Annotated in this window: 12 protein-coding genes; all 12 read left to right on the top strand. The window is 62.1% G+C overall.

The features are described from left to right. Positions 1-326: 326 nt before the first annotated feature. The 12 genes from tcyJ to UCMB321_RS25510 all read left to right on the top strand — a co-directional run bounded on the left by tcyJ (position 327) and on the right by UCMB321_RS25510 (position 12,358). Positions 327-1,124 carry a cystine ABC transporter substrate-binding protein gene (tcyJ, locus tag UCMB321_RS25565; RefSeq protein WP_040071460.1) on the top strand — a complete coding sequence of 266 codons (798 nt, stop codon included), beginning with the start codon at positions 327-329 and terminating at the stop codon, positions 1,122-1,124. Continuing rightward, positions 1,124-1,789, top strand: coding sequence for a cystine ABC transporter permease (gene tcyL / locus UCMB321_RS25560; RefSeq protein WP_040071459.1), 666 nt, complete (start codon positions 1,124-1,126; stop codon positions 1,787-1,789). Before tcyJ ends, tcyL begins: the two co-directional genes overlap by 1 nt. Before the next feature lie 3 nt (positions 1,790-1,792). After that, positions 1,793-2,542 (top strand): L-cystine ABC transporter ATP-binding protein TcyN, encoded by a 750-nt coding sequence (tcyN, locus tag UCMB321_RS25555; RefSeq protein WP_040071458.1) that lies wholly within the window; start codon positions 1,793-1,795, stop codon positions 2,540-2,542. 411 nt (positions 2,543-2,953) lie between these two features. Continuing rightward, entirely contained in the window at positions 2,954-3,709 is a 756-nt protein-coding gene (locus UCMB321_RS25550) for a hypothetical protein (protein WP_040071457.1), read from the top strand. Between the two features lie 211 nt (positions 3,710-3,920). Next, complete coding sequence (locus UCMB321_RS25545) at positions 3,921-5,162, top strand: SfnB family sulfur acquisition oxidoreductase (RefSeq protein WP_040071456.1); 1,242 nt, start codon at positions 3,921-3,923, stop codon at positions 5,160-5,162. 23 nt (positions 5,163-5,185) lie between these two features. Continuing rightward, a complete protein-coding gene (locus UCMB321_RS25540) occupies positions 5,186-6,379 on the top strand; it encodes an SfnB family sulfur acquisition oxidoreductase (RefSeq protein ID WP_040071455.1) in 1,194 nt (397 codons plus the stop codon). Continuing rightward, positions 6,379-7,797, top strand: a complete 1,419-nt coding sequence (locus tag UCMB321_RS25535) for an LLM class flavin-dependent oxidoreductase (RefSeq protein ID WP_052451359.1) — start codon at positions 6,379-6,381, stop codon at positions 7,795-7,797. The genes UCMB321_RS25540 and UCMB321_RS25535 overlap by 1 nt, the downstream gene beginning before the upstream one ends. Before the next feature lie 68 nt (positions 7,798-7,865). Further along, complete coding sequence (locus UCMB321_RS25530; RefSeq protein ID WP_040071454.1) at positions 7,866-8,675, top strand: MetQ/NlpA family ABC transporter substrate-binding protein; 810 nt, start codon at positions 7,866-7,868, stop codon at positions 8,673-8,675. Position 8,676: 1 nt separating this feature from the next. Next, the gene (locus UCMB321_RS25525) at positions 8,677-9,798 is read left to right on the top strand and encodes a methionine ABC transporter ATP-binding protein (RefSeq protein ID WP_040071453.1); all 1,122 of its coding nucleotides are present in this window, start codon (positions 8,677-8,679) and stop codon (positions 9,796-9,798) included. Continuing rightward, positions 9,788-10,432 (top strand): methionine ABC transporter permease, encoded by a 645-nt coding sequence (locus UCMB321_RS25520; RefSeq protein WP_040071452.1) that lies wholly within the window; start codon positions 9,788-9,790, stop codon positions 10,430-10,432. The genes UCMB321_RS25525 and UCMB321_RS25520 overlap by 11 nt, the downstream gene beginning before the upstream one ends. Positions 10,433-10,496: 64 nt before the next feature. Beyond that, positions 10,497-11,126, top strand: a complete 630-nt coding sequence (locus tag UCMB321_RS25515; protein ID WP_040071451.1) for a class I SAM-dependent methyltransferase — start codon at positions 10,497-10,499, stop codon at positions 11,124-11,126. 542 nt (positions 11,127-11,668) lie between these two features. After that, positions 11,669-12,358: an NYN domain-containing protein gene (locus tag UCMB321_RS25510; RefSeq protein WP_040071450.1), complete on the top strand. Its 690-nt coding sequence runs from the start codon at positions 11,669-11,671 to the stop codon at positions 12,356-12,358. Positions 12,359-12,420: the final 62 nt, after the last annotated feature.

The raw sequence follows: 12,420 nt of genomic DNA, 5'->3' as shown, positions 1-12,420 counted from the left end.
AATCAGGCATACCGTTTGACCCAAACATCGCGCTTGCGCGATGAGGGTCAAGACGGTATCTACAGGGGATCTGTGTCGAACATCGAATTTGCGTACGGCACAAATCCTGTGGGAGCCGGCTTGCTGGCGATAGCGATATCAGAAACAGCACAAAATTGAATATTCAAATAGTTTTTTATTATTATATGGAATATAAGGCGCTCGCTATAGTCGCATCGCGGGCGAATTGGCGCGAGACGCCAACGCCGCTTTAAGGCAGGATTGACGCTGCTCTTCAGAGCGTCAGATTTGCGTTCCTTCCCATAAGAATACACACGGGGCTCGTCATGAATATTTCCGCATTTCGCAAGCGTCTGCTGGTCGGCAGCCTGGGCTTGGTGCTCGGTGCCGGCCTGCTGGGCCAGGCCGTTGCCGGTGAACAACTGGACAGCATCAAGAAGGCCGGCACCATCAACGTTGGCCTGGAAGGTACCTACCCGCCGTTCAGTTTCGTCGGTGCCGACGGCAAGCTCGCCGGTTTCGAAGTCGAGTTCTCCGAAGCCCTGGCGAAAAAGCTCGGTGTGAAGGTCAAGCTGCAACCGACCAAATGGGATGGCATTCTCGCGGCCCTGGAGTCCAAGCGCCTGGACGCGGTGATCAACCAGGTGACCATCTCCGAAGAGCGCAAGAAGAAGTATGACTTCTCCGAGCCCTACACCGTTTCCGGCATCCAGGCCCTGGTGCAGAAGAAGGACGTCGACAAGTTCAAGACCGCCCAGGATCTGGCGGGCCACAAGGTCGGTGTCGGCCTGGGCACCAACTATGAACAATGGCTCAAGGACAACGTGCCGAAAGCCATCATCAAGACCTACGACGATGATCCGACCAAGTACCAGGATCTGCGCGTAGGTCGTATCGACGCGATTCTGGTGGACCGCCTGGCGGCCTTCGAACTGATCAAGAAGACCAACGACACCCTGGCCGTCTCCGGTGAGCCGTTCTCCCGCCAGGAAGCCGGTATCGCCCTGCGCAAAGGCGAACCCGAGTTGCTGGCCGCGGTGAACAAGGCCATCGACGAACTGCGCGCCGACGGCACCTTGAAAAAGCTGTCGGAAAAGTACTTCAACGCTGACGTCACCCAATAATGGAAGCAGCTTTTCAGCTAGCGTTGGACTCCGCGCCCTTCCTGCTCCAGGGCGCGTACTTCACGGTGATTCTCAGCCTGGGCGGCATGTTCTTCGGTTTGTTGCTGGGCTTCGGCCTGGCCTTGATGCGGCTGTCGCGCTTCACGCTGGTGAGCTGGATCGCCAGGGTCTATGTGTCGTTCTTTCGCGGCACACCCCTGCTGGTCCAGTTGTTCGTGATCTATTACGGACTGCCGCAGATGGGCATCGAGCTGGAGCCGCTGCCCGCCGCGTTGATCGGCTTTTCGCTGAACATGGCGGCCTACGCCTGTGAAATCCTCCGGGCCGCCATCAGCTCCATCGAGCGCGGCCAGTGGGAAGCGGCGGCGAGCATCGGCATGTCGCGGGCGCAGACCCTGCGTCGGGCGATCCTGCCGCAAGCCGCGCGCACGGCCCTGCCACCGTTGGGCAACAGTTTCATTTCCCTGGTCAAGGACACGGCGCTGGCCGCGACCATCCAGGTTCCGGAACTGTTCCGCCAGGCCCAGCTGATCACCGCCCGGACCTTTGAAATCTTCACCATGTATCTTGCCGCCGCCCTGATCTACTGGGTCCTTGCCAGCGTGCTCGCGCACTTGCAGCACCGTCTGGAAGCGCGGGTCAATCGGCATGACCAGGAGTCTTGAAGCATGATCGTGGTTGAAAAACTGACCAAGCAATTCAAGGGGCAGACCGTACTCAACGGCATCGACCTGACGGTCGAGGTCGGCGAGGTGATTGCCATCATCGGTCCCAGCGGTTCCGGCAAGACCACCTTCCTGCGTTGCCTGAATTTCCTCGAGGAGCCCTCCAGCGGCCGGATCAAGGTCGGCGACATCGAGATCGATGGCAGCCGTCCGCTGAACCAGCAGTTGGGCCTGGTGCGCAAGCTGCGCCAGCAGGTGGGTTTCGTGTTCCAGAACTTCAACCTGTTTCCCCACCGTACGGCGCTGGAGAACGTCATCGAAGGCCCGCTGGTGGTCAAGAAGACCCCGCGTGACCAGGCCCTTGCCCTGGGACGCAAGCTGCTGGCCAAGGTCGGCCTGGCGGGCAAGGAAGACGCCTACCCGCGCCGGCTTTCCGGTGGTCAGCAACAACGGGTGGCGATTGCCCGGGCGCTGGCCATGGAGCCGGAGGTGATCCTGTTCGACGAGCCGACCTCGGCCCTCGACCCGGAGCTGGTGGGTGAAGTGCTGGCAACCATTCGTGGCCTGGCCGAAGAAAAACGCACCATGGTGATTGTCACCCACGAAATGGGCTTTGCCCGGGATGTGGCCAATCGGGTGATCTTTTTCGACAAGGGCGTGATCGTCGAGCAAGGTGAGGCCAAGGCGCTGTTTGCTCATCCCAAGGAAGAGCGCACTCGGCAGTTTCTCAGTAAGTTTCTGGAGAATAAGTAGGAAACTTCTTTTAATTAATAAGGCGTACTCAGGGAATGAGTACGACGGTTTCGAATCGTTGTTTTATCGAGTGTCAGGTATTAAGTGTTTACTACCGACTCCCTGTGACTTTGCTTTCACTGTAAAAGCCGCCAGAGTAGGAATTATCTGAATTCCTTGGCGATCTTCGTCATGACCGTTTAATGGCTTGACACCCTCTGCGCAAAACTCTTAGCTGCACTTCTCAACCTGCACGACGTTATCAGGACCGCCTGCACGTTTCGGCCAATTGTTCGCCGGACTGCACGTGCGCGCCCCAGCATTTGCGACGGTAAGGACGCCTGTTGAGGTTCAAGGACAACGGTGGTTCATGCGGCCTAGGCCTGCGCCTGCACGTTGGACTTTTCGTCACCCTACAAAAAGGATTTTTTCATGACGCATTTTCAGGACACCCTGCGGCTGGCGCCGCCTGTCGTTCCCCAGGCCCATGGACGTGGTATCGGCCTGCTGGCCGCCGCGCAGTTGTCGATTGTCATCAGGCCCTATGTCGGCATGGATGAGGGCGACCTGGTCGAGTTGTTCTGGGACGATTGTTATGTGACGGCCAGGCAGGTGTCGGCGCATGACGTCGGCCAGCCCCTCAGTCTGCGGGTGCCGGAGAGTTTCGTGCAGGAAGGGGTGGCGCGGGTTCACTATCGGGTCCTGCACGTGGGCAGTGGCGGCGCCTGTTCGCGTCGGCTCAAGGTGCCGGTCAAGCTCGCCTGCCCGGGTGGCCAGCCCTTCGGTGAGGAAAACCAGGGGTTGACCCCGCTGATCATTCCCGCGCCGATCCAGCGCTACGGGGTCAATCCCAGCCAGATGCGCCGGGGGGTGCCGCTGACCCTGGCGCCCTATCTGAACATGGCGGCCGAGGACGAAATCACCCTGCTCTGGGGCGATGTACGCCTGGACCTGCCCAAGCTCGCCGGCGAGGACATCGGCAAGCCGGTCAGGCTCTTCGTGCCCCCGGCGGTGATCCAGGAAGCCGGCGAGGACAGCGGTCTGGAACTCACTTACTGCGTGATCGACCGGGTCGGCAACAACTCCCGCTGGGCCCCGGCGAGGCGACTCAGGGTCGGCAGCGCCCGGCACTACATCAGGGCCCCGCGCCCGGATTTCGCCAAGCTCGCCCAGCCCTGCCGGGGGTGAGAGGCTGACCTTCTATGCATATTCCCAAAGGTTAGTTTATTTAATTTTTATACGCGCTTAGGGTATATGAACCGGACCACCGGACTTGTTTGATTTCGATGGCGTCGCGCTGTTGCGACGCCTCCCAAAAGAGATGAGGTCGGTATGGTCAGGAACACAATCACCCTTGTGCGGATCGCCAGGGCATTGCGCGCGCCACGGAGTGGCGTTGATGTCTAACTTGCACGAAGCACAGGTCCGCAGCGACCTGGATATGGCCCCCCTGTTGTTGCCGGCCCGGGTGCTGCGCAACGACGCCGAAGCCCTGCAGGCCGCCCGTGAGCTGGCCGAGGTCGCCCGCTCGCAGGCCGCGCGCCGCGACCGCCAGCGCAAGCTGCCCTGGGCCGAGATCGAGCAGTTCACCCGCAGCGGCCTGGGCAGCATCACCATTCCCCGTGAGTACGGCGGCCCGCAGGTTTCATTCGTCACCGTGGCCGAGGTCTTCGCGATCATTTCCGCCGCCGATCCGGCGCTCGGGCAGATCCCGCAGAACCAGTTCGGCATTCTCCAGTTGCTCCAGGGCACGGCTACCGAACGGCAGAAAAAGCAGCTGTTCCAGAGCGTGCTGGAAGGCTGGCGCATCGGCAATGCCGGGCCTGAGCGTGGCACGAAAAACACCCTGGAGCTCAAGACCCGGATCCGTGCTGACGGTGACGGCTTTGTCATCAGCGGCCAGAAGTTCTATTCCACCGGCGCCCTGTTTGCCCACTGGGTGGCGGTCAAGGCGATCAATGACGAAGGCCGGCAGGTCATGGCCTTCGTCCGGCGCGGCACGCCGGGCTTGCGCATCGTCGACGACTGGTCGGGTTTCGGCCAGCGCACCACCGCCAGCGGCAGCGTGTTGCTGAACCAGGTGCGGGTGGAAGCGGACGACGTCGTGGACAACTGGCGCCAGGGCGAGGTGCCGAATATCCAGGGCGCGTTCTCGCAACTGATCCAGGCGGCCATCGACGCCGGCATCGCCCGCGGGGCCATCGACGACAGCATCGCCTTTGTCCGCGAACGTTCGCGGCCGTGGATCGATGCCAAGGTCGAGCGCGCCAGTGACGACCTCTACGTGATCGCCGATATCGGCAAGTTGAAAATCGAACTGCACGCCGCCGAGGCGCTGTTGCGCAAGGCCGGGCAGGTCCTCGACCAGGTCAGCGCCGGGCCGGTGGATGCGGCGGGTGCGGCCCGGGCCTCGATTGCCGTGGCCGAGGCCAAGGTCCTCACCACCGAAATCGCCCTGCTCGCCAGCGAGAAGCTGTTCGAGCTGGCCGGCAGCCGCGCCACCCTGGCCGAATTCAACCTCGACCGGCACTGGCGCAACGCCCGGGTGCACACCCTGCATGACCCGGTGCGCTGGAAATACCACGCCATTGGCGCCTATCGCCTGAACGGCAGCTTGCCGGCCCGACATTCCTGGATTTGACGACCCGACCTCTGGAGAAGCACATGACTCTTTCTCAACACGTCGCGGTCATCGACAGCGACGAGCAAGCCCTGATCGTGGCCGGCGACCTGGCCGAAGACTTCAAGCGCGACAGCGTCCTGCGCGACCGTGAACGGCGTCTGCCGCTGGCCGAGCTGGAGGTGTTTTCCCGTTCGGGCCTCTGGGGCATCAGCGTTCCGAAAGCCTACGGCGGTGCCGGTGTGTCGAATGTCACCCTGGCCAAGGTCACGCAACTGATCGCCGAGGCCGATGCGTCCCTCGGGCAGATTCCGCAGAACCATTTCTATGCCCTGGAAGTGCTGCGGGTGAACGGTAGCGAGGCGCAGAAACAGCGTCTGTATGCCGAGGTGCTCGCCGGTCGACGCTTTGGCAATGCCTTGGCCGAACTGGGGACCAGGACCGCCCATGACCGTATCACCAGCCTGCGCCGGGACGGCGACGGCTATCGCATCAACGGGCGCAAGTTCTACGCCACGGGGGCCTTGTATGCCCAGCGCATTCCGACCTCGGTGGTGGATGAGCAGGGTGTCCAGCAGTTGGCCTTCGTGCCTCGCGACAGCAGTGGCCTGAACGTGATCGACGACTGGAGCGGTTTTGGCCAGCGCACCACCGGCAGCGGTTCGGTGGTGTTTGAGGACGTGTTTGTCGCTGCCGAAGATGTGATTCCCTTTCAAAGTGCCTTCGAGCGTCCGACCCCGGTCGGCCCGCTGGCGCAGATTCTCCATGCGGCCATCGACACCGGCATTGCCCGCGCCGCCTATGAGGACACCTTGCACTTTGTCCGCACCCGCACGCGGCCGTGGATCGATGCCGGCAGCGACAAGGCCACCGACGATCCGTTGACCCTCAAGAGCCTCGGCCACCTGAGCGTTCGCCTGCACGCCGCCGAGGCCTTGCTGGAGCGGGCCGGCGAGTACCTCGACCGGGCCCAGGCCGAGACCAACGCCGAAACCGTCGCGGCGGCTTCGATTGCGGTGGCCGAAGCGCGGGCCATCAGCACCGAGATCTCCCTGGCCGCCGGCAGCAGCCTGTTCGAACTGGCCGGCAGCCAGGCGACCCTGGCCGAACACGGGCTGGACCGCCACTGGCGCAACGCGCGGGTGCACACCCTGCACGATCCGGTGCGCTGGAAGTACCACGCGGTGGGCAACTACTACCTCAATGCGGAAAATCCGCCGCTGCGGGGAACGATCTGATGGCGAAGAAAAAGATCCTGCTCAACGCCTTCAACATGAACTGCATCGGGCATATCAACCACGGCCTGTGGACTCATCCGCGGGACAACTCGACCCAGTACAAGACGCTGGAATACTGGACCGGGTTGGCGCAGCTGCTTGAGCGTGGATTGTTCGACGGCCTGTTCATCGCCGATATCGTCGGGGTCTACGACGTGTACCAGGGTTCGGTAGAGGTGCCGCTGCGGGAGTCGATCCAGCTGCCGGTCAACGATCCGCTGCTGCTGGTTTCGGCCATGGCGGCGGTGACCAAGCACCTCGGTTTCGGCCTGACCGCCAACCTCACCTACGAGGCGCCGTACCTGTTCGCCCGGCGGATGTCGACGCTCGATCACCTGAGCCGTGGGCGGGTCGGCTGGAACATCGTCACCGGTTACCTGGACAGCGCCGCTCGGGCCATGGGCCTCAAGGAACAGATCGAGCATGACCGGCGCTACGACCAGGCCGACGAGTACCTGGAGGTGCTCTACAAACTCTGGGAAGGCAGTTGGGAAAACGATGCGGTGCTCAACGATCCGTCCCGGCGGATCTACGCCCAGCCGGAGAAAGTGCACAAGGTGCGTCACGCGGGTGAGTTCTATCAGGTGGAGGGCTATCACCTCTGCGAGCCTTCGCCGCAGCGCACGCCGGTGCTGTTCCAGGCCGGCAGTTCGGAGCGCGGCCTGGGGTTCGCCGGGCGGCATGCCGAGTGCGTGTTCATCAGCGGGCAGAACAAGGCCGCGACCAAGGTTCAGGTGGACAAGGTGCGCGCCAGTGCGGTGGCGGCGGGACGCGATCCCGAAGGCATCAAGGTGTTCATGGGCTTGAACGTGATTGTCGGCGAGACCGAGGAGGCGGCCTGGGCCAAGCATGCCGAGTACCTGGGCTATGCCAGTGCGGAGGCCGGGGTGGCGCATTTTTCCGCGTCCACCGCGATCGATTTTTCCGAGTACGAGCTGGATGAGCCGATCCAGTATGTGAAGAGCAATGCAATCCAGTCGGCGACCCGAAACCTGCAGAACAATGACTGGACACGGCGCAAATTGCTTGAGCAGCACGCCTTGGGCGGGCGCTATTTCACCGTGGTCGGCTCGCCCGGGCAGGTGGCGGATGAGCTGGAATCGTGGATCGCCGAAACCGGGCTGGACGGCTTCAACCTGACGCGCATCGTCACCCCGGAAAGCTATGTGGACTTCATCGAGCTGGTGATTCCGGAGTTGCAGCGGCGCGGGTCGTACAAGACCGCCTATGACGGTGGGACCTTGCGCGAAAAGCTGTTCCACGGCGAGGCCCATTTACCCGGGCAGCATGCTGGTGCGAGCTATCGCCCGATCGCCAGCAAGCCGGCTCCTACAGTGTCGGGGGCGGTCGCCGATGTTGCGCTCGACGCCAACCTGTAGGAGCCGGCTTGCTGGCGATAGCGCCCTCCCAGACACCACACAATCCATGTCCTGACTGGAAAACCATCATGAAAAGAACCTTCCTCACCCAACCAGTCAAAGCACTGGCCCTGGCCCTCGGCCTCTTCAGCACCACCGCCCACGCTGCCGACACCCCACTCAAGGTCGGCACCACCGCCGCCTTCGCCATTCCACTGGAAACTGCCGTCGAAGAGGCCGGCAAACAGGGCCTGAAAGTCGAGCTGGTGGAGTTCACCGACTGGATCGCGCCCAACGTCAGCCTGGCCGCCGGCGATATCGACGTGAACTACTTCCAGCACATTCCCTTCCTGGAAAACGCCAAGGCCGCCGCCGGTTTCGACCTGGTGCCCTTTGCCCCCGGGATCATCAACAACGTCGGCCTCTACTCGAAAAAATACAAAAGCTTCGACGAACTGCCCCAAGGCGCCACCGTCGCCATCGCCAACGACCCGATCAACAGCGGTCGCGGCCTGCAACTGCTAGCCAAGGCCGGGTTGATCAGCTTGAAGCCCGGCGTCGGCTACAAGGCCACCGAAGACGACATCGTCAGCAATCCGAAGCAGATCAAGATCCTCCAGGTCGAGGCCGTGCAACTGGTGCGCGCCTACGACGACGCCGATCTGGTGCAGGGCTACCCGGCCTATATCCGCCTGGCGAAGACCTTCGATCCCGGCTCCGCGCTGCTGTTCGACGGCCTCGATCACAAGGAATACGTGATCCAGTTCGTCATCCAGCCGAAAGAGAAAAACGATCCGCGTCTGATCAAGTTCGTCGATATCTACCAGCACTCGCCGGCGGTGCGCGCGGCCCTGGATAAGGCCCATGGCAAGCTGTACCAGGCCGGTTGGGAAGGCTGACATGAGTGTCGTCAGCCTCCAGCGCCCGCGTGAGGAAACGCCGCGTAGCGCCGAACAGACCGAACTGCACCCCGAACTCAATCGTGTCCATGTGCGCTTTATCGGCGTGGGCAAGACCTACGAGGGCCGCCAGGGCCCGGTGCATGCTTTGCAAGGCATCGACCTGGCGATCCAGCGCGGCGAGGTGTTCGGCATCATCGGCCGCAGCGGCGCCGGCAAGTCGTCGCTGATCCGCACCATCAATCGCCTGGAACAACCGAGTGCGGGGCGGGTGCTGATCGATCAGATCGACATCGGCGAGTTCGATGAAAACCGCCTGGTGGAACTGCGCCGGCGCATCGGCATGATTTTCCAGCACTTCAACCTGATGTCGGCGAAGACGGTCTGGCAGAACGTCGAGCTGCCGTTGAAGGTGGCCGGGGTGCCCAGGCTGCAACGGGAACAGAAGGTGCGCGAGCTGCTGGAACTGGTGGGGCTGCGGGACAAGCACAAGGCCTACCCGGCGCAGTTGTCCGGCGGGCAGAAACAGCGGGTGGGGATTGCCCGGGCGCTGGTCCATGCCCCGGCGATCCTGCTGTGCGACGAGGCCACCTCGGCGCTGGACCCGGAAACCACCCAGTCGATCCTCGGCTTGCTGCGCGAGATCAACCAGCGCCTGGGCCTGACCATTGTTCTGATCACCCACGAGATGGCGGTGATCCGCGAGATCTGCGACCGGGTGGTGGTGCTGGAGCATGGCCGGGTGGTGGAGCAGGGGCCGGTCTGGCAGGTGTTCGGCGACCCGCAGCATCAGGTCAGTCGAACCTTGCTGGCACCCTTGCAGCACGCGTTGCCGGCGGAGCTGCAAGAGCGTTTGCAGGTGCGTCCCCAATCCTCGGAGTCGGCGGTGGTGTTGCGCCTGCAATTGACCGGCAGTGCGGCTGACGAGCCGGACCTGGCGGCGCTGTTCAGCGCCCTCGGCGGGCGCGTGCGCTTGCTGCAGGGCGGTGTCGAACGGATCCAGGGGCATGCACTGGGGCAATTGCTGTTGTCGGTGACCGGTTCGTCGCTGGCGGCCGAGGAGCTGCGCCAGCGGGCCGGGCGTTGGGCGCAACAGGTGGAGGTGCTGGGCTATGTGGCTTGATCGTTTGTGGCAGGGGGTGATCGACACCTTCCTGATGGTCGGCGTGTCGTCGCTGATCGCCTTGTTGTTGGGCATTCCGCTGGCGGTGATCCTGGTCACCAGCGGTAAGGGAGGGATCTATGAAGCGCCGGTGGTGAACCGGGTGCTGGGGGCGTTCGTGAACCTGTTTCGCTCGATCCCGTTCCTGATCCTGATGGTGGCGCTGATTCCCTTTACCCGGTTGATCGTCGGCACCACCTATGGCGTGTGGGCGGCCGTGGTGCCGTTGACCATCGCCGCCACGCCGTTCTTTGCGCGGATCGCCGAGGTGAGCTTGCGGGAGGTTGATCATGGCCTGATCGAAGCGGCCCAGGCCATGGGTTGTCGGCGCTGGCATATCGTCTGGCACGTGTTGTTGCCCGAGGCGTTGCCGGGGATAGTCGGCGGTTTCACCATCACCTTGGTGACCATGATCAACTCCTCGGCCATGGCCGGTGCCATTGGCGCGGGTGGCTTGGGGGATATCGCTTACCGATACGGTTACCAGCGTTTCGACAGCCAGGTGATGCTGACGGTGATCGTGTTGCTGGTGATCCTGGTGGCGGTGATCCAGTTGGGTGGGGATCGGTTGGCGCGGGTACTGAACAAGCGCTGAAAGGCAGTGGAAGCGGGCAGGGTGGTATATTCGCAACATACGATCCCAACCCGAGCAGACCTCGATGAAAACCCTCGGCCCCAACGATCTCGAACAGATTGCTTCCACCACCCTCGCTCACTACAACCGCAGTGCCGAGGGTTTCCGCGAAGGTACTCGCGACCACGATGTGAGCCAGAACATCGATGCGCTGTTGCGGCATATCCAGGGTACGGCGCCGTTTACCGTGCTGGATTTTGGCTGTGGGCCTGGACGGGATTTGCAGACCTTCACCCGCATGGGCCATATCGCGATCGGCCTCGATGGCTCCGAGCGCTTTGCGCAGATGGCTCGCGAGGACAGTGGCTGCGAGGTTTTGCAGCAGAACTTCCTCGAACTCGACCTGCCATCCGAGCGCTTCGATGGGATCTTCGCCAATGCCGTGCTGTTCCATATCCCGCGCCAGGAGTTGCCACGGGTGTTGGGGCAATTGCGTGCCACGCTCAAGCCGGGCGGTGTGCTGTTCAGTTCCAACCCGCGTGGGGAAAACCAGGAAGGCTGGAACGGTGAGCGTTATGGCTCGTACCACGACCTGGAGGTCTGGCGGGAGCTGCTGACGGCGGCGGGCTTCGTCGAGTTGGAGCACTACTATCGCCCCACCGGGCTGCCGCGTGAGCAGCAGCCGTGGCTGGCGAGCGTGTGGCGCAAGGAATAAGTGCGGCACCGACAAGGGCGTGTAAAAAATTGGAGGTGGTGAGCGGTGCGCGGGTTGGCCAACCGGGATGTCAGGCACCCGGCGCACCCGAAGGCGCCCCGCATACAGCCCACCATAAAAGCACCAGACGCGGCATGATCTGCTACGGAACTGACATTTGTCGAAACCGGAGGGTGGCGGCTTTGCTCAGGTTGGTAGACCGGGATCAAGGAACCCAGTGCACTCGAATGTGCCCTGCGCAGAGCCGCCCTCTGTGGGACAAGCCCTCCAGTGACAGGTCCAAGCCTAGGTCCCGAGAATGGCAGGCGCAAGCCGAAAGGATTTTCTAGGAAAGTTCACTCAAGGGAAAGAGAATCGTCTTGCTGATGAGTCTTAGCGCTTGCACCAAGAATGTATTCAACGGTCGTAGTGAGTTGACATCAACGTCATCTGTGGCATCCTTAAAAAACTACTCAGCCCCGTACGCAGCGATTCAGTTCGCTGGCCGTTGGGGTGAAAAAACCGGCCTAGAGCCGGTTTTTTCGTTTCAAGGGACTGATTCTGTGCGTACAGCCTGCTTCGTGGACGGATACAACCTGTTTTACGGCCTGCTGGCAGGAACTGAATATAAATGGCTGGACCTCCCGGCCTTGCTTGCCCATATCCTTCGTGCCGAACAACCAGAGAGTGAGTTGGCGTCGGTGTGTTTTTTCACTTCGGGTGTCAAACCCGATCTCGCCACCCGCGGCCGGGTCTCCAAAGAAGCTCAAGACACTTATCTACGTGCGCTCATCGAAAAAGGCGTGCGTATCTATTACGGGCGGCATCAACTGGAGCCGAGGCTTGCGCCACGGTTTGTCGACCGGAATACACCGGCTTCAAGGTTGGATCAGGTCGCTATCTGGAAACTTGAAGAAAAAGAGACTGACGTTCATATCGCGATCAGCATGTATCGACTCGCGGCCAAACAAGCGGCGCTGCCCGCCTGTGAACGTATCGGGCAAATCGTGCTGATGTCTGCCGATACGGATATGACCCCCGTCCTCAAGGCGCTTCGCGAGGACTACCCTGAGGTCCGGGTGGGGGTGATCCTTCCGCATCGTGAGGGCTTCAAGCGTAAAGCCCCCGGCTCATTGAAGAATCACTCGAACTGGATGCGGCACGTCGTGACACGGGATGAGCTGGCTGCGTGTCAGTTGCCACACCAAGTGCCTACCCGGAAAAAACCGGCAAGAAAGCCGGACTACTGGTGAGTCTCTCGCAAAAAAGAAAACCCCGAAGGGCCAAACCCTCCGGGGTCATGTGTTTCCATCGC

This window comes from Pseudomonas batumici (genome assembly GCF_000820515.1).
In the GTDB taxonomy this organism is placed as follows: Bacteria; Pseudomonadota; Gammaproteobacteria; order Pseudomonadales; family Pseudomonadaceae; genus Aquipseudomonas; species Aquipseudomonas batumici.
This window is presented reverse-complemented; position numbering and strand designations above follow the sequence as displayed.